Origin of the sequence: Sphingomonas vulcanisoli (genome assembly GCF_011761305.1) — a bacterium.
Taxonomy (GTDB): domain Bacteria; phylum Pseudomonadota; class Alphaproteobacteria; order Sphingomonadales; family Sphingomonadaceae; genus Sphingomonas_I; species Sphingomonas_I vulcanisoli.
This window is the reverse complement of sequence record NZ_JAAOZC010000007.1, coordinates 98,925-115,228: the sequence shown is the minus strand read 5'-3', so window position 1 is coordinate 115,228 and position 16,304 is coordinate 98,925. Positions and strand designations below refer to the sequence as shown.

At 63.1% G+C, this 16,304-nt stretch carries 17 protein-coding genes; 12 read left to right on the top strand and 5 right to left on the bottom strand.

Going from position 1 to position 16,304, the window contains the following annotated elements; genetic code table 11:
- The first annotated feature begins 12 nt into the window (after positions 1-12).
- Positions 13-1,077 (top strand): pyrimidine utilization protein A, encoded by a 1,065-nt coding sequence (gene rutA, locus FHS31_RS13165; protein ID WP_167074258.1) that lies wholly within the window; start codon positions 13-15, stop codon positions 1,075-1,077.
- Between the two features lie 146 nt (positions 1,078-1,223).
- Here the strand turns inward: rutA and FHS31_RS13160 are convergent, their stop codons facing one another.
- Entirely contained in the window at positions 1,224-3,107 is a 1,884-nt protein-coding gene (locus FHS31_RS13160; protein ID WP_167074255.1) for a M1 family metallopeptidase, read from the bottom strand.
- A gap of 330 nt (positions 3,108-3,437) precedes the next feature.
- Between FHS31_RS13160 and FHS31_RS13155 the strand changes: the two genes are divergently transcribed.
- From FHS31_RS13155 to FHS31_RS13120, 9 genes are all read left to right on the top strand, one after another.
- Positions 3,438-5,285: an AsmA family protein gene (locus FHS31_RS13155; protein WP_167074253.1), complete on the top strand. Its 1,848-nt coding sequence runs from the start codon at positions 3,438-3,440 to the stop codon at positions 5,283-5,285.
- A 67-nt stretch (positions 5,286-5,352) separates the two neighbouring features.
- Positions 5,353-5,970, top strand: coding sequence for a DUF2585 domain-containing protein (locus FHS31_RS13150; protein WP_167074251.1), 618 nt, complete (start codon positions 5,353-5,355; stop codon positions 5,968-5,970).
- 36 nt (positions 5,971-6,006) lie between these two features.
- Positions 6,007-6,771 carry a BglII/BstYI family type II restriction endonuclease gene (locus FHS31_RS13145; RefSeq protein WP_167074249.1) on the top strand — a complete coding sequence of 255 codons (765 nt, stop codon included), beginning with the start codon at positions 6,007-6,009 and terminating at the stop codon, positions 6,769-6,771.
- Positions 6,768-7,421 carry an MT-A70 family methyltransferase gene (locus FHS31_RS13140; RefSeq protein WP_167074247.1) on the top strand — a complete coding sequence of 218 codons (654 nt, stop codon included), beginning with the start codon at positions 6,768-6,770 and terminating at the stop codon, positions 7,419-7,421. Before FHS31_RS13145 ends, FHS31_RS13140 begins: the two co-directional genes overlap by 4 nt.
- A gap of 316 nt (positions 7,422-7,737) precedes the next feature.
- Positions 7,738-10,737, top strand: a complete 3,000-nt coding sequence (gene uvrA / locus FHS31_RS13135; RefSeq protein ID WP_167074245.1) for an excinuclease ABC subunit UvrA — start codon at positions 7,738-7,740, stop codon at positions 10,735-10,737.
- A 105-nt stretch (positions 10,738-10,842) separates the two neighbouring features.
- Positions 10,843-11,061, top strand: a complete 219-nt coding sequence (locus FHS31_RS13130) for a DUF433 domain-containing protein (RefSeq protein WP_167074243.1) — start codon at positions 10,843-10,845, stop codon at positions 11,059-11,061.
- Positions 11,061-11,207, top strand: coding sequence for a DUF5615 family PIN-like protein (locus FHS31_RS16485; RefSeq protein ID WP_243843460.1), 147 nt, complete (start codon positions 11,061-11,063; stop codon positions 11,205-11,207). The genes FHS31_RS13130 and FHS31_RS16485 overlap by 1 nt, the downstream gene beginning before the upstream one ends.
- Positions 11,208-11,384, top strand: coding sequence for a hypothetical protein (locus FHS31_RS16480; RefSeq protein ID WP_243843459.1), 177 nt, complete (start codon positions 11,208-11,210; stop codon positions 11,382-11,384). It begins immediately after the preceding gene.
- A 76-nt stretch (positions 11,385-11,460) separates the two neighbouring features.
- A complete protein-coding gene (locus FHS31_RS13120) occupies positions 11,461-11,643 on the top strand; it encodes a hypothetical protein (RefSeq protein WP_167074061.1) in 183 nt (60 codons plus the stop codon).
- A gap of 146 nt (positions 11,644-11,789) precedes the next feature.
- On the opposite strand, the gene FHS31_RS13115 is transcribed toward FHS31_RS13120, so the two are convergent.
- From FHS31_RS13115 to FHS31_RS13105, 3 genes are all read right to left on the bottom strand, one after another.
- Positions 11,790-12,296, bottom strand: a complete 507-nt coding sequence (locus FHS31_RS13115) for a HEPN domain-containing protein (RefSeq protein WP_425057236.1) — start codon at positions 12,294-12,296, stop codon at positions 11,790-11,792.
- Between the two features lie 7 nt (positions 12,297-12,303).
- Positions 12,304-13,380 (bottom strand): DUF262 domain-containing protein, encoded by a 1,077-nt coding sequence (locus FHS31_RS13110; protein ID WP_167074239.1) that lies wholly within the window; start codon positions 13,378-13,380, stop codon positions 12,304-12,306.
- A gap of 80 nt (positions 13,381-13,460) precedes the next feature.
- Positions 13,461-13,880 (bottom strand): hypothetical protein, encoded by a 420-nt coding sequence (locus FHS31_RS13105; RefSeq protein ID WP_167074237.1) that lies wholly within the window; start codon positions 13,878-13,880, stop codon positions 13,461-13,463.
- Positions 13,881-14,220: 340 nt separating this feature from the next.
- On the opposite strand from FHS31_RS13105, the gene FHS31_RS13100 reads away from it, so the two are divergent.
- Entirely contained in the window at positions 14,221-14,508 is a 288-nt protein-coding gene (locus tag FHS31_RS13100) for a hypothetical protein (protein ID WP_167074235.1), read from the top strand.
- Positions 14,505-15,290: a hypothetical protein gene (locus FHS31_RS13095; protein WP_167074233.1), complete on the top strand. Its 786-nt coding sequence runs from the start codon at positions 14,505-14,507 to the stop codon at positions 15,288-15,290. Before FHS31_RS13100 ends, FHS31_RS13095 begins: the two co-directional genes overlap by 4 nt.
- 131 nt (positions 15,291-15,421) lie before the next feature.
- On the opposite strand, the gene msrA is transcribed toward FHS31_RS13095, so the two are convergent.
- Positions 15,422-16,135: a peptide-methionine (S)-S-oxide reductase MsrA gene (gene msrA / locus FHS31_RS13090; RefSeq protein WP_167074231.1), complete on the bottom strand. Its 714-nt coding sequence runs from the start codon at positions 16,133-16,135 to the stop codon at positions 15,422-15,424.
- Between the last annotated feature and the right edge of the window lie 169 nt (positions 16,136-16,304).

The following is a 16,304-nucleotide window of genomic DNA, read 5'->3' as shown; positions in this document are numbered from 1 at the left end:
AGGGATGACGTTATGGAAATCGGGGTTTTCCTGCCGATCAACAACAATGGCTGGCTCATCTCCAAGAATGCGCCGCAATACAAACCATCATTCGATCTCAACAAACGGATCGCGCAGGCGGCGGAGCGGCACGGTTTCGATTTCCTGCTCTCGATGATCAAGCTGCGCGGCTTCGGCGGTGAGACCGAATTTTGGGAATATGGCCTCGAAAGCTTCACGCTGATGGCGGGGCTGGCGGCGGTGACCGAGACGATCAAGATTTACGCCACCGTGCCGACTTTGGTAATCAATCCGGCGTTCGCGGCACGGATGTGCAACACGATCGATTCGATCAGCCACGGCCGCTTCGGGCTCAACCTCGTCACCGGCTGGCAGCCGCCCGAATATACCCAGATGGGCGTGTGGCCCGGCGACGATCATTTCCGCAACCGCTACAAGATGCTCAACGAATATGCCCGCATCCTGCGCGAGCTGTGGGAGACGGGCCGCAGCGATTTCAAGGGCGATTATTACCGGATGGACGATTGCCTCGTTCGGCCGGTGCCGGAGGGCGCGATGAAGATCATCTGCGCGGGCTCGTCCGACGATGGCCTCGCCTTCTCGGCGAAATGGGCGGATTATGCCTTCTGCCTCGGCAAGGGCGTCAACACGCCCACCGCCTTCGCCTCAAACAACGATCGCCTCGCCACATTCACCGCCGAAACCGGCCGCGACGTCTCCACCTTCGTGCTGATGATGGTGATCGCCGACGAGACGGATGAGCAGGCCCAGGCCAAATGGCAAAGCTACAACGATGGCGTCGATCTCGCAGCGATCAGCTGGCTGAAAGAACAGGGCGCCAAGGACACGGTCAACAAAGACACCAACGTCCGCCAGCTCGCCGCCCCCGAAGGCGCGGTCAACATCAACATGGGGACTTTGGTCGGCAGCTACGCGAGCGTGGCGCGGATGCTCGACGAAATCGCAGCGGTGCCCGGCACCGGCGGCGTACTGCTGACCTTTGACGATTTCGAGGAGGGCGTCGAGGCCTTCGGCACCCGCATCCAGCCGCTGATGCAAAGCCGCGCCAAATCTTAACCCCTCCCTTTCAAGGGAGGGGCAAGGGGTGGGTCAGCCTCTGAAGGGGCTCGATGCCCCTTCAGAGGCTATCACGCACGAAGTCTTCCAGGCGCGCAGACGCGCGCACGCACCCCCGCCCCCTCCCTGCAAGCAGGGAGGTGTGATTAGCCCTTCCACCCCAGCATCTTATCCAGCGCGCTCACCACGGTCGGGTGATACCCACCACGCGCCACCGCATAATCCCGCCGCGCGATCGCCATCCCCCAATCGCCCTGCTGCTTGAGCGCGCGATAGACCGGATAGATCAGCAGCCCGCGCCCGACGCTCGGCAGGAAATCGGCGATAGCGGGGACCGCCGGATCGTAGCGGTTGGCGATCGCCAGCACGAGCCAGGCCGAGCGGATATAGGCGTTGGTCGAGCTCGAAAGGTGCAACGTGCGATCGAGCTCGGCCAGCCGCGCCGCCGTCTGCTGGCGGGGCAGGCCGTTGAGGAAGCGCAGCCACTCCTGCGTCGACCAGTGCGCCGCATCGACGCTGGCGATCGGCGCGCCTGCGTTGACCCGCGCCAGCAGCGCATCGATCTTGGCCAGCGTTTCCGAATGGACGTGCACAGCATTGCTCGGCAGCCCCGGCGCATAGGCCCAGGTATCGAGCTGCAGCTTGGCCTCCAGCGCGGCATCGCCCTTGATCAGATGCGCGCGCAGATCGGCGAGGAAGCCCGCCGTGGTCTGCGGCTGGAAGGCGTGGCGATCGAAATAATCGCCGAGATAGGCATCCCACCGCGCCCGCCCGACCGTATATTCAATGGTGCGCAGGAAGGTGGAGCCCTTGGTATAATCCAGCTCGCCATAGGTGCCCTCGGGCTTGCCGTGCAGCCGCGTCGCGTCCGCATCGGGTGCGCCCTTGAGATCGCGCTGGAGATTGTCCCACAATAGATCGGCCAGCGTCGCCGCGCGCTCCTTGCCGTAGAGCGCCTCGTCGATGCGGTTCTCGAAATAGGTGGTGAAGCCCTCGTTGAGCCAGCTGTCCGACCAGGTGGCGTTGGTAACGAGATTGCCCGACCAGCTGTGCGCCAGCTCGTGCGCGATGACATCGACATTGCTCTTGTCGCCGGTGATGATCGTCGGCGTCGCGAAGGTCAAAGTCGGGTTCTCCATCCCGCCGAACGGGAAGGAGGGCGGGAGCACCAGCACGTCATAGCGGCCCCAGCGATATTTGCCGTAAAGCCCCTCGGCGGTCGTCACCATCCTGCCGGTGTCGGACAATTCGGAGGCGTCCTTCGCCAGCACCGAAGGCTCGGTATAGACGCCAGTGCGCGCATCTATCGCCCGGAAGGCGATATCGCCCACCGCCAGCGCGATCAGATAGGGCGGCACGTTATGATCCATGCGGAAGCGGTAGCTGTGCCAGCCGGGCGCGGCGGCCTCGCCCTTCGGCGTCAGCCGCTCGGCGCTCATCACCGCGACGAGATCGGCGGGCACGGTGATCTTCGCCGACCAGCTCTGGCGGATGCCGGGGCTGTCCTGCGTCGGGATCCAGCTGCGGTTGTTGATGCTTTCGCCCTGGCTGAACAGATAGGGCTTCACCTTGCCCGCGGTGAGCGGCGGCGCCAGCCAGCCGAGCGCGCTGGCGCCCGGATCGGAGGCATAAGTGATGACGATCCGCCGCGCCGCCCCGATCGCGATCGTCAGCGGCGTGCCCTTGTAATCGGCATAGGCGCCGACCGACCATTTCAGCGGCTTGCCCGCGGCATCGGTGACGCTGCTGATCGCCAGCTTGTTATCGTCGAGGATGATCTCGGTCGCGCCCGGCCGCGCGAGGATATCCAGCGTCGCGGTGCCGCGCATGACGTGGGTGGCGAAATCGGCGGTGAGATCGAGATCGACATGCGTAACGCGCGCGATCTCCGGCCGGGCGTAGGTCAGCTCGTCCCTTGCCTCGGGCGTGGTGAGGATCGGCGAAGGCGCATCGGGGGCGGCCTGCGCGGCGGAGGCGAGCGCCAGGGCGAGAGTGAGCGAGCGGAGCGGAAGGCGTGGAGCTTTGGTCATGCGCCAAGGCTTCCGATGTTTGTGGAAGACTGACAAGAGGCTCCCAACGTTCTCCGGAGCAGGCGGGCCGAGCGCAACGCCGGCCCCAAGGCAAAACCCGCCCCCTCCCTGTCAAGGGAGGGGCAAGGGGTGGGTGAGCATCTTCGGGGCTCGATGCCCCGACGATGCTTTCGGTTGCGGAGGGACCGCGAGTCTTCTGGGCGCGCAGACGCGCGCACCCACCCCCAACCCCTCCCTTGCAGGGAGGGGAGAATGCCTTAAATCCCCGACTTCCCATGCCATTTCGGCCATTTGCGGAACCTTTGCCGCAGCGGACCGTCCCCCCACGCAATGCCCCTGCCCAAATCGCGCACCGCGAAGATCATCCTCCTCGCGGGCCTCGGGCTGGCGCTGGTGCTATTGCTCGCCGCGAGCTTCCCCGCCACCTGGCTCAAGGGCCGGGCCGAGGCACAGCTCGGCACGCAATTCGGTGGCCCGGCGACGATCGCCACGCTGGCGCGCGAGAACGGCCCGTCCTTCAATCCCGTCATCCGCGCCACCGGCATCCGCATCGCGCAGCCCGCCTGGGCCGGCCCCGGCGACATGGCGACGATCGCCGAGCTGCGGCTGCGCGTCCACCTCTTCTCCCTGCTCGGCGGGCACCTCAGGAGCGATCTGCTCTCCGCGCGCGGCGTCCGCCTCGATCTCGTCCGCGCCGCCGATGGGCGCGAGAATTGGCGCAAGGAGAGCGAGCGCAAAACCGCCTCCAGCGGCGGCAGCCTCGGCGCCGTCTCGATCGAGGATGCCGTGCTCCGCTACCGCGATGCCAAGCGCAACCGCACCCTCGCCGTGAATATCCGCATCGATCCCGCCGCCGGGCTGTTCCTCTCGGGCAGCGGCACGATCAACGGCACGGCGGTACGGCTGCGCGCGCGCGGCGGGCCGATGGCGGCGGATCGCCCCTGGCCGTTCGAAGGCGCGATCCAGGGCACCGCGCTCACCATGCAGGCGAGGGGCATCATGGCCGCCCCGCTCGATACCACCCACATGCACTTCGCCGCCCGCGCACGTGCCGACGATCTCGATCGCATCGATCGCGTGATCGAGGCCGGTCTGTTCTCCACCCAGCCGATCACGCTGCAGGCGGATGTCACGCGGACGCCTGATCGCTGGACGCTTCACGCGCTCCGCGGCACCGTCGGCCGAAGCCCCTTCTCCGGCCAGATCGAAATCCGCAAGCTGGAAGGGCGGAGCAAGGTCGATGGCACGATCCGCTCGACGCAGCTCGATTTCGACGATCTCTCGAACGATGCCGCGCTGGCCAAGGGCGCCGCGCTGGCCCGCGCGCTGGGGCCAAGGCTGGTGCCGAATACGCGGATCAATATCCGCAAGATCCGCAACACCGATGGCGTCCTCCGCGTGACGGCGGATCATGTGGTCAGCCGCCGCAGCCCCTCCCCCATCAACAGCGCCAGCGGCGCGCTGACGATGGACCATCGCCTGCTGACGATCGCGCCGCTCCGCATCGGCCTCAGCCAGGGCGTGATCACCGGCACAGCGATCATCGATCAGCGCGATGATGCGCCGCAGCCGCTCGTCACCCTGGCGCTCGATCTCGCCAACGCCAGCTTCTCGACGCTGACCGGCGGCAATAGCGCGGGCGTCGAGGCGCCGGTGATCGGCCGGATGCGGCTTAAGGGCCGCGGCGATACGGTGCGCGATGCGGTGGGCCACGCCAACGGCGCGATCGGCATGGCCGCGCGATCGGGATCGCTGCCCGCCAAGACCGCCGCGATGCTCGGCTTCGATCTCGGCGGGGCGATCGGCGGCAAGCAAGGGCGGACGGCGCTGCGCTGCGCGGTCCTCCGCCTGGACATGCACGGCGGCCACGGCACCGCCAACCCGCTGCTGATCGATACCGCCGCCAGCCAGCTCAGCGGCCGCGGCACGATCACCTTCCCGACCGAAGCGCTGGACCTCACCCTGACCGGAGCGCCCAAGGGCAAGGCCGCGCTGCGCCTCCCCGGCGCAATCTACGCCCACGGCACAATCCGCACCCCCACCCTCCTCACCCCGCAGAAGGACCGCCCGGTCAGCACGCTGCTCACGGCGGTCAAACGCGCGGTGACGGGGCGAAATCACCCGCCGGCGGGTGATTTGGATTGCGCGGGCGCGGAGCGGCGCGCGCTGGGGTTTTGAGGGAGAGGCAGTTAGGTATGACTGATCCGGTCTTTCCCGCAAGCGCCTGACGGGGCAGGATCACGGTATGCCCCACCCTGCATCATCGCTCATAAGCCGACGCCACGCCGCCGCCGTCGCACTGCTGATCGCCGCGACCGGCCTGATCGAATGGGCCGAGGGACGCCCGCCGATCTGCCGCTGTGGCGTGGTGAGGCTTTGGGCAGGCACCGCCGATGGCCCCGAGACGAGCCAGATGCTCGCCGACTGGTACAGCGCGAGCCACATCATCCATGGCCTTTTGTTCTATGCCGCGCTGTGCTGGCTGCTCCTGCGCTGGCCGGCTGGTGTTCGCCTGATGCTAGCAGTGGGCATGGAAGCCGCCTGGGAACTAATCGAAAACTCCCCCGCCGTCATCGCGCGCTACCGCGCTACGACCATCGCCATCGGCTACTCCGGTGACAGCATCCTAAACTCGCTCGGCGACATCGGCTTTATGGTCTGCGGCTTCCTGATCGCCCGCGCGCTGCCTTGGCGGGCGAGCGTGGTGCTGGGCGTGGTGCTGGAGCTGGCCGCGCTATGGGCGATCCGGGATAATCTTACGCTGAATGTGCTGATGCTGGTGCATCCGGTAGAGGCGGTGCGGGTGTGGCAAGCGGGGATAAGCCCTAACGCCCAGATTATCTTCGCCCGTTCGTACGACTAACCTTGACCCGGTTTTGTTCTGTGGCATGAGTTGCGTATGGCTGAAGAAGAGGCAGTATTCCCAGCGGGTGGAGACGTCGGCGATGACGTAGCAAGCAAGCCCGATCAAAGCGGCGATCCGCCTTCGGTTGTTGCGGCCTATATTCCGGAAGACATACTCGCTCGCTACGAGGTATATAGCTATCGCAATGCTGCGTTGATCTTAAGACAGGCGTATCCAGAGCAGTTCGAAGAGTTGATGAACGCGCTTCGTGCCTTCAAAATCAGCACCGCTACCATCCTCAAGGCTGGTGGAAATGAATCGGAAATTCCAAAACTCATCTCAGCGGAGTTGCGTCCTCGGGGTTGGAATGAAACCACCATTCGCGCTGACCTGCTGATTTCGCTGCTCTGGAAAGAGCAGCAACTTAAAAGAAACGGCAAGCCGAAGAACGTTAAGCGAGAAGAGCAGCGAACCAAGGCCCGCTTTTTGGATGGTCATAAGGTTGATTACATCAAAGGCGCAGTGGCTTTCGACTTGGAGTGGAACTCTAAGGATCAGACGTTCGACAGAGACCTATATGCTTTCAGCGCTTTCAGCCAATGTGGCGTTATCGACGTGGGCGTTTTGCTGACGCGCAGCGCAAGCCTCAACCCTGTTTTTGCATCGTTGGGGAAGAAAGTCGCCGCAAAGTATGGCGCGTCCACCACGTGGATGGGCAAGTTGATTTATCGCTTGAATGCTGGACGTAATGGGAGCTGTCCCGTTCTCGCCATCGGTATTCGGCCCGAATGCGTCGAAGATTGGGAGCAGCCGGCATGACAATCGACGCCAAACTCGATTTCGAGAAGGCGACCCGAGGAAAGAAGTTTAAGACTATTCTCGCCGACCCGCCTTGGCGATTTCAAAACCGTACCGGGAAGATGGCACCCGAGCATCACCGTCTGTCTCGCTACGGTACAATGGATTTGGACGAGATTTGCGCGCTGCCGGTGGAGGGTGTCGCGGCTGATCCGGCGCATCTTTATCTTTGGGTGCCGAATGCGCTGTTGCCAGATGGCTTGGCGGTGATGAAGGCGTGGGGCTTCGAATATAAGTCGAACATAGTCTGGCACAAGATTCGGAAGGATGGCGGATCGGACGGGCGGGGTGTCGGCTTCTATTTCCGCAACGTCACAGAGCTAGTGCTGTTCGGTGTGCGCGGCAAGAATGCCCGCACGTTGCAGCCGGGACGGAGTCAGGTGAACCTGCTCGGCACCCGGAAGCGGGAGCATAGCCGTAAGCCTGACGAGTTTTACGACATCGTCGAAGCCTGTAGCCCCGGCCCGCGATTAGAGATGTTCGCACGTGGCGCTCGTAAAGGTTGGACAGCGTGGGGCAATCAGGCTGACGATTATGAGATTGGCTGGGATACGTACGCGCATAACTCGCGCCGCACCGTAGACGCGAATTGGGTAGAGGCCGCGGAGTAGTTCGCTACTCCAGGAGGGTGCCCGTTAGATCCAGGGCGTCATAAGCGCGATCGGCTTCGCCAGCCCATTCACTGAACATAGCGAACGGAGCGTCAAAGGGGTCCGTGGCGGCGGGATAACACAGGACAGAGCCACCGCCGTCGACTTCGGAAGAAATCTCGTTATTCATAAACAAAAGGTAAGGAAAAATCCTTACGCGCGTCCAGACGCGTCGATTGCCGCCAGCATCTTCAAATCCGCGCCCGCGTTCCCATCTACCTTACACCAAGCGCAACACACGCTTGCCACCCGAACAGATCTGGAACAAAATCGCCCCATGGCACTGACTCACCTCACCGTGCGCGGCGCGCGCGAGCATAATCTCAAGGGCGTGGACGTGGATATTCCGCGTGAGACGCTGACGGTGATCACCGGGCTTTCCGGTTCGGGCAAATCCAGCCTCGCCTTCGATACCATCTATGCCGAGGGGCAGCGGCGCTATGTCGAGAGCCTTTCCGCTTATGCGCGCCAGTTCCTGGAGCTGATGCAGAAGCCCGATGTCGATCATATCGAGGGCCTCTCCCCCGCCATTTCGATCGAGCAGAAGACGACCAGCCGCAACCCGCGCTCCACCGTCGCCACCGTCACCGAAATCTATGATTATATGCGCCTGCTGTGGGCGCGGGTCGGCGTGCCCTATTCGCCCGCCACCGGCCTGCCGATCTCTTCGCAGACGGTCAGCCAGATGGTCGATCGGGTGATGCAGCTGCCGGAGGGTACGCGCTGCTATCTGATCGCGCCGGTCGTGCGCGGGCGCAAGGGCGAGTATCGCAAGGAGCTGGCCGAATGGCAGCGCGCGGGCTTCACGCGCGTGCGGATCGACGGCACCTTGTACGAGATCGAGGAGGCCCCCGCGCTCGACAAGAAATATAAGCATGACATCGATATCGTGGTGGATCGTCTGGCGATCCGCGAGGGCATCGAAACGCGGCTGGCGCAGAGCTTCGAGACCGCGCTGAAGCTGGCCGAGGGGCTGGCTTATGTGGATGTCGTGGGGGAGGCGGCAGGTGCCTCGACTTCGCTCGGCACGAACGGGGAAGAGAGTGCCAGTGAAAAACCGTTAGTCCCGAGCGAAGTCGAGGGACGGGCCAAGAACGCATCGGGCGGTTCGATGAAAGGCCTCACCCTCCCTGAGGGCATCGCCGATCGCCTCACCTTCTCCGAAAAGTTCGCCTGCCCCGTCTCCGGCTTCACCATCGCCGAGATCGAGCCGCGGCTGTTCAGCTTCAACGCCCCGCAAGGCGCCTGCCCGGCCTGCGACGGGCTTGGCGAGAAATTGTATTTCAATCCCGAGCTGGTCGTCCCCAATGAGGCGCTGTCGATCAAGCAGGGCGCGGTGGTGCCCTGGGCGAAGAGCAACCCGCCGAGCCCCTATTACATGCAGGTGCTGGGCAGCCTGGCGAAGGCCTATGACTTCGATCTCAAGACCCCCTGGAACGAACTGACCGAGGAGCAGCGCACCGTCGTGCTCCACGGCACCAGGGGCAAGGCGATCCCGCTCACCTTCGTCGATGGCCGCAAGAGCTATACCGTCACCAAGGCGTTCGAGGGCGTGATCGGCAATCTCAAGCGGCGGATGCTCGCCACCGAAAGCGCCTGGATGCGCGAGGAGCTCGCCAAATATCAGGGCACCCGCCCGTGCGAGGTCTGCCACGGCGCGCGGCTGAAGCCCGAGGCGCTGGCGGTGAAGATCGCGGGCGAGGATATCTCGATGTCAACACGCCGCGCGGTCGGCCCCGCGCTCGCCTTCTTTCGCGCGATGCCCGCGCATCTCAACGCGCAGCAGAACGAGATCGCCAAGGCCATCCTCAAGGAGATTATCGAGCGGCTGGGCTTCCTCGATAATGTCGGGCTCGATTACCTCAATCTCGATCGCACCAGCGGCACGCTGAGCGGCGGCGAGAGCCAGCGCATCCGCCTCGCCAGCCAGATCGGCAGCGGCCTCTCGGGCGTGCTCTATGTGCTGGACGAGCCCTCGATCGGCCTCCACCAGCGCGATAACGATCGCCTGATCGTCACGCTCAAGCGGCTGCGCGATCTCGGCAACACGGTGATCGTGGTCGAGCATGACGAGGATGCGATCCGCACCGCCGATTATGTCATCGATATGGGGCCGGGCGCGGGCGTCCACGGCGGGCAGGTGATCGCGGCGGGCAGCCTGGAGGAGGTGCTGGCCTGCGAGGGCAGCCTCACCGCCGATTATCTCACCGGCCGCCGCATGGTCCCCCTCCCCAAGAAGCGCCGCAAGGGCAACGGCAAGAAGCTCACCGTGCGCGGCGCGCGCGCCAACAATCTCAAGGATGTCACCGCCAGCGTGCCCCTTGGCACCTTCACCTGCATCACCGGCGTCTCGGGCTCCGGCAAATCGACCTTCACGATCGATACGCTCTTCGCCTCCGCCAGCCGCCAGCTCAACGGCGCACGCATCCTGGCCGGGCATCATGAGAAGATCGAGGGGCTGCAATATCTCGATAAGGTGATCGATATCGATCAATCGCCGATCGGCCGCACCCCGCGCAGCAACCCCGCCACCTACACCGGCGCCTTCACCCAGATCCGCGATTGGTTCGCGGGGCTGCCCGAAGCCCAAGCGCGCGGCTACAAGCCCGGCCGCTTCAGCTTCAACGTCAAGGGCGGGCGGTGTGAGGCGTGCACGGGCGATGGCCTGCTCAAGATCGAGATGCACTTCCTGCCCGATGTCTATGTGACGTGCGATGTCTGCCACGGGCAGCGCTACAATCGTGAGACGCTGGAGGTGAAGTTCCGCGACAAATCGATCGCCGACGTGCTGGACATGACGGTGGAGGATGCGGTGGAATTCTTCAAGGCGGTGCCCGGCATTCGGGACAAGATGGCGATGCTGGCCGAGGTCGGCCTCGGCTACGTCAAGGTCGGCCAGCAGGCGACGACGCTGAGCGGCGGCGAGGCGCAGCGCGTCAAGCTCGCCAAGGAACTGTCCCGCCGCGCCACCGGCAACACGCTCTACATCCTCGACGAACCCACCACCGGCCTGCACTTCGATGACGTGCGCAAACTGCTGGAAGTGCTCCACGCGCTGGTGGAGCAGGGCAACACCGTGGTGGTGATCGAACATAATCTGGAGGTCATCAAGACCGCCGACTGGATCATCGATCTGGGGCCGGAAGGCGGCGACAAGGGCGGCGAGATCGTCGCGGTGGGCGTGCCCGAGGATGTGGTGAAGGAGCCGCGCAGCTATACGGGGCGGTATCTCAAGCCGCTGCTGGAAGCGAAGCGGGAGGCTGTAGCGGCGGAGTGAAAGTCTCCCTCTCCCCGCTAGCGGGGAGAGGGCCGGGGAGAGGGGGAGTCGTAGATGGCTGGGCCGACGATTGACGAAAACCCCCACCAAGCGCACTTTCCCCCCATGAGCGACCGCATCACCATCGATCCCGAAGTCTGCGGCGGCCGCCCGATCGTGGCGGGCACGCGGATGCGCGTCGTCGATGTGCTCGACGCGCTGGCGGCCTCCGCCACGGTTGACGAATTGCTGGCCGACTTTCCCTATCTGACGCAAGCGGACGTTCTGGCCTGCCTCGCCTATGGCGCGCGGGCCGTTGACCATACGGTCGTGCAAGCGGCCTGATGCGCTTCCTGATCGACGCGCAGCTGCCGCCGGCGCTGTGCGATTGGTTCGCGGATAAGGGGTACGGGGCGGAGCATGTCAGTGCAGCACTTGGCGGCCAGACCCCGGACGGGGTGATCGCCGACTATGCCGCGAAAGGCGGCTGAGTGCTGGTCACCAAGGACGATGACTTTCGCCTGCGCTTCCCGCCGATCGCCTATCAGCTCGTCTGGGTCCGCTGCGGCAACATCACCAATCGCGCGCTGAGAGTTTGGCTCGATGCCCGCTGGCCGAGGGTGCTGGCGCTTTTGGCAGCGGGCGATGCGCTGATTGAGGTGCGGTAACGTGCCATCCTTCACGCCCGCGCCGATCTGGCGTATCTGGAGCGGCGCATGCGCGAGGAAAGCGACGGAGATTACGGTGTCCAAGACATCCGCTGAAAGCGAGGAGGCCGTGATCGACATGGCCGAACTGGGCGCCAGCCTCGCGCGCCGCCGCGCGACGCTCGCCCCTGTCGAAACGCCACGCAATGCCGGCAAGGCGCGCACCGCCAGCAAACGCGCGTTGCTCAGGGCGATTGAAGAGGCAGGCGGCCATTGGTGACGGCGGCGACACGCCTGTCCTGAGCCTGTCGAAGGAGGCGGCGAGATCGTCGCGGGCGTGCCCGAGGGTGGTGAAGGAGCCATACGGGGCGGTATCTCAAGCCGCTGCTAGAAGCGAAGCGCGAGGCTGTGGCGGCGGAGTGAGTTTCAGCGTTTCATCGTTTTATCCAGACAATGAATAACGCCTTTAGCTCGATGATATGCCGCCTTTACTTCCACGTAGTTAGTTGTTTGCGGCGCCCTTGCTTGGTGAACAAAGTCGTGTCGCCATTGTATTATATTACCGTAAGATGACTTTATACTACCATTGCGAGATCTAAGACTTTCGACTTCGGCATTTTCCAGATTTTTGTTAAACCTCTCAAGATACTTCGCGCCAAACGGTTTGATGAACTCGTTCTGTAGACTACTAATCCTAATACGCCCGTTTATTTGCTCAAATTTTGATCGTATCACATTTCCTAGAACTACGTGTTTCTTTTCCGCAAATTCAATAAATACGTCTTTAATAGCTAGCTCAAAAACAGTAACGGCGGATAGGACCACAAATCCCAAATATCTGCTCTGGAGAAATGGATCTGCGATTCCTATCATTACTCCATCCAAATGATTGATGAAGTCATCCGCGATCGAAAATTGCCCATCGTATGCCAATCAGCAATCAATCAATTAGTATTTGTTTAGCTAAGTTGAGCCTAACCTCTACGGTCGATGCATCGCTCGTGTTGAAAAATATCGCCTCCTGGTATTTTTTATTTTTGACCAAAGCGCCAAGCCGGTCTCCAATATCATGGGGAATTTTTGCATGATATTTTATCAAAGTAGCGAAAACCGAATCTAGGGCTGCAAGGTTCAATGGGCCGCGAATGTGGAATGGGCGAGATGGAAGCTTCTTAGTTATAATAGTGCAGACACCAACAAAGTTCTTCACAAACTCTTTGGTAACAGGGTCGCCCGCCGACCGGTGCAGCTCCATTTGCTTGCTCAAAAACTCTTTCATAGGCTTTTCATATTTTTGTCCACGCTCTGCCATGGCAAATATACGAAGTATAAGCTCAACGTCTTTCTGGTATTTGTCCAACATCCGTTTATCGATGATCTTACGCCAATCGGTGTTATCATTTAGCGTATGTAAAGTCTCGACCAACGACCCGTGGAAAACGCAGTTCCGAATCTCTTGGGGTTTGAGAGGCGTCCCACCTGTATTAAGTCGTTCAAAGATATGATACATGCTCGTGCTTTGATCATTTGGAGCAAGCTGCCTAATGTTGACTGCGCGCAAAACCGCGCTTTTTAGCTTTCTTTGATCAGACTCAGTAAGATCAACAAATCGTTTGTTATAATATGGACTCTTCTCATCAAGTCCAAATAATCTAAATACTTGTCGACGGCCTTGAAGATTTTCCTCTCCAAAATATCCTTCCAAAAAGAATATCACACTTTTTATTCTTTGCTGCCCGTCAATTACTAAGTTCTTATTTTTCTCACTAATATAGAAGAAAACTTGAGGAACAGGAAGTCCGACAAGAAATGACTCAATAAGATTAGACGACTGCTTTATATTCCAAACGAAGTTTCTCTGAAACGAAGGGACGATTATCTCGTCGTTTTTCCACATTTCGTGAATGACGCTAAGCGTCAGATCCGAGGGATACGTTGCTATGTCGTATTCAATATGAGTTTCTGCATCCTCAGAAACATCGTCCACCTCAAGTTCGTCAGTTTCCGTATCAGCCATTCTACACCTCTTATGACAGAAGCTAGCGTTGTGGGCCGGGAATGCAACGACATAGCAATACGATTGCTCGCTGCCCGACCTCACAACCACCCACAGCTCTTAGTCGGCGCCACCATCCGCGTATCGTTGCCCGATCGCTGCGGCCGCTCCGGCCCCCGCGCCGCCGCGTGCCGCCGCCGCCCCAATGTGGTCGCATCCTCGGGGCCGCCGGGCCAGTTCTGGTCGGTGAGGCCCGCCAGTATCTCGGCATAGGCCGCCCACGCCGCCTGATAGCGCGCTTGTCGCATCGCGCGCGCCCGCTCTCCCTTCACATCCAAGATCCCGCACACTTTCCAGAAGGTGACATAGGGCTCGCGCGGGCCGTCGCTCAGCCCATAGAGCATCGCCAGCGCCAGCCGCAGCCCCTGCCCGCGATGGGGCCTGGCGCTCAGGCAGGCGTCCGCCGTCTCGGCCAGCACCGTGGTGCCCATCCGCACCAGCTGATCCTTGGGGAATCGCATCGCGGCAGGCTAACCCGCGCGGCTGTTTCGGAAAAGAACAAAGAGGGATCACTCTAAATCCTCCCCCGCCAGGGAAGGTGGAGCCGAAAGCCTCGGAGGGGGAGGGCGGCGATGCCCTGTCTTATGTCCCGCGTCCTCCCCCTCCGTCAGGCTGCGCCTGCCACCTCCCCCTGGCGGGGGAGGATTGGGTGAGGCGGGCGCGGCATTCCCTGCCCGCTCACCCCCTCCCCGCCTTTCCCACAAAAGAACATTGTAGGACATTATATCGAACATTTCGCTGGCCCACAGCCACTGCTATGTGATAACTGGTCCGTCCGAATCACGGTTCAAGGATCGGACGATGCCCCAATTTCCCAAGCCCCGCCCCTTCATCACCCGCCCGCCCGTGCGCGCCGATGCGCGGCCCCGCACGCGGATCGCGCCGGTGCCCGATGCGGCCCGCCCGGCGCTCGATCGCGGCGAGGGCGATCCTCAGGCCGGCGCCACCATCGCGGCGCAGCGCGAATGGCAGGTGCATGTCGATGCCGGGCGCATCGGCACCCCCGCCCCGCCTCCCGCGGGGGCGGGCGACTATCGCCTTGCCGGGCTCGCCGCGATCCTCGGCTTCGGAGCAGGGGGCGGGCGATGAACGACCTGACCCCACTGCGCATCGCGCTCGATGCCGCCGAGCTGGGCGATGCCGCCCGCCCCGATGGCTGGACGGGCGCGCGCCGCCGCAGCTTTCTCGAAAGCCTGGCCGAGGGGCATACGGTGGAGGCGGCGTGCCGCATCGTCGGCCTCTCGGTCGCCTCGGCCTATGCGCTGCGCCGCCGGGCGGGGGGTGAGGCGTTCGCGCTCGGCTGGCGCGCGGCCTGCCTGCTGGCGCGCGATGCGCTCGCCGACACACTCACCAGCCGGGCGATCGATGGCCAGGTGGATACCTATACGCGGGCCGATGGCGAGCAGGTGACGCGGCATCGCTTCGATAACCGGCTGGCGATGGCGGTGCTCACCCGGCTCGATCGCCTCGCCGAACCGCCCGCCGAGCGTGGCGCCGGAGCGGGCGCTGCGGCCACCGAACGGCCCGCGCCCTCGGCCGATGATCCGGCCCAGGCGGCGCGCGCGGTTGCCGCCGATTTCCCGGCCTTCCTCGATCTGATCACGCAGGAGGGCGCGGACTGGCGCGCCTTCGTGGCAGCGGCGATCGCGCTCCACACCCCTCAACTTCCTCAACTTCGGGAGGGGGCCGGAGACGGCGATGATGACGCCGAATATGAATTCTGGTGGGATGAAGGCTGGCGCACCGATCGCCCGCCGCCGCCCAATTTCCAGGGCTATCAAAACGGCGAACCCGGCGATCTCGGCTACTGGCGCAAACTCACCCGCCGCGAAATCCGTGGCGTGGAGGCGGAAGGTAATGGGAGGGGTTAAGAACGGGAGATCCTCCCCTGCAAGGGGAGGTGGCATCGCGTCAGCGATGACGGAGGGGTGTCACCCTATCGATAGCGGGATACCCCTCCACCATGCTGCGCATGGTCCCCCTCCCCTTGCAGGGGAGGATTTTAACCCCGCACCAGCACGGGCTTATCGCGCCACAGCTGCGGATAGAGCTTCTTCAGCGCGGTCAGCTTGGGCAGATCGTTGGCACGGATGTAGCCCGAATCCGGGTGCAGCGTCAGATAATCCTGATGATAGCCCTCGGCCGGGTAAAAGGGCCGCGCGGGCTCGATCGCGGTGACGATCGGGCGCTTCCACAGGTGGGCCTGCCTGAGCTGGGCGAGATAGGCGGCGGCGACCTTGGCCTGCGCGGCATTCTGCGGGAACAGCGCGCTGCGATATTGCGTGCCCGTGTCCGGGCCCTGCGCATTGAGCTGCGTCGGATCGGCGACCACCGAGAAATAGACGCGCAGCAGATCGGCATAGCTCACCTGGCGCGGATCGAAGGTGACGCGCACCGATTCGGCATGGCCGGTGTCGCCATCCGAGACCCGCTCATAATGGGCGTTGTCGGCGGCGCCGCCGGTGAAGCCCGAAACCGCGCTGGTGACGCCCTTCACATGCTGGAACACGCCCTGCACGCCCCAGAAGCAACCGCCCGCGAACACCGCAGTCTCGGATTTGGCGGTGGAGGGTACGGAGAGCAAAGGCGCGGGCGCGCTCACCGCCGTCTCCGCCGAAAGCGCCGACCCGCCACCGACGATCGCCGCGGCCAAGCCCAGCGCGGCGGCGCCCGCCAAAGCGCGGCTGGAAACGGTGCGGAAAGCGAACTTGGACATGGGCGTGCTCCGAAAGGATTACGCCCCCAATATAGGCGCTCGGCGGCTGGCAGCTAGGGGCACACGCAGATCCTCCCCGGCACGGGGAGGGGGACCGCGCGAAGCGTGGTGGAGGGGGCTTACCACCAGGCGCAGCGCTTATGGAGAGCCCCCTCCGTCAGCCTGCGGC

What these genes read in the sequence shown, in the direction of transcription:
- FHS31_RS13100 (WP_167074235.1), top strand. Translation starts at nt 14,221, where the DNA reads ATGCCCCAATTTCCCAAGCCCCGCCCCTTCATCACCCGCCCGCCCGTG.
- FHS31_RS13160 (WP_167074255.1), bottom strand. Translation starts at nt 3,107, where the DNA reads ATGACCAAAGCTCCACGCCTTCCGCTCCGCTCGCTCACTCTCGCCCTG.
- FHS31_RS13155 (WP_167074253.1), top strand. Translation starts at nt 3,438, where the DNA reads ATGCCCCTGCCCAAATCGCGCACCGCGAAGATCATCCTCCTCGCGGGC.
- msrA (WP_167074231.1), bottom strand. Translation starts at nt 16,135, where the DNA reads ATGTCCAAGTTCGCTTTCCGCACCGTTTCCAGCCGCGCTTTGGCGGGC.
- rutA (WP_167074258.1), top strand. Translation starts at nt 13, where the DNA reads ATGGAAATCGGGGTTTTCCTGCCGATCAACAACAATGGCTGGCTCATC.
- FHS31_RS13145 (WP_167074249.1), top strand. Translation starts at nt 6,007, where the DNA reads ATGGCTGAAGAAGAGGCAGTATTCCCAGCGGGTGGAGACGTCGGCGAT.
- FHS31_RS13150 (WP_167074251.1), top strand. Translation starts at nt 5,353, where the DNA reads ATGCCCCACCCTGCATCATCGCTCATAAGCCGACGCCACGCCGCCGCC.
- FHS31_RS13095 (WP_167074233.1), top strand. Translation starts at nt 14,505, where the DNA reads ATGAACGACCTGACCCCACTGCGCATCGCGCTCGATGCCGCCGAGCTG.
- uvrA (WP_167074245.1), top strand. Translation starts at nt 7,738, where the DNA reads ATGGCACTGACTCACCTCACCGTGCGCGGCGCGCGCGAGCATAATCTC.
- FHS31_RS13140 (WP_167074247.1), top strand. Translation starts at nt 6,768, where the DNA reads ATGACAATCGACGCCAAACTCGATTTCGAGAAGGCGACCCGAGGAAAG.
- FHS31_RS13110 (WP_167074239.1), bottom strand. Translation starts at nt 13,380, where the DNA reads ATGGCTGATACGGAAACTGACGAACTTGAGGTGGACGATGTTTCTGAG.
- FHS31_RS16485 (WP_243843460.1), top strand. Translation starts at nt 11,061, where the DNA reads ATGCGCTTCCTGATCGACGCGCAGCTGCCGCCGGCGCTGTGCGATTGG.
- FHS31_RS13105 (WP_167074237.1), bottom strand. Translation starts at nt 13,880, where the DNA reads ATGCGATTCCCCAAGGATCAGCTGGTGCGGATGGGCACCACGGTGCTG.
- FHS31_RS13130 (WP_167074243.1), top strand. Translation starts at nt 10,843, where the DNA reads ATGAGCGACCGCATCACCATCGATCCCGAAGTCTGCGGCGGCCGCCCG.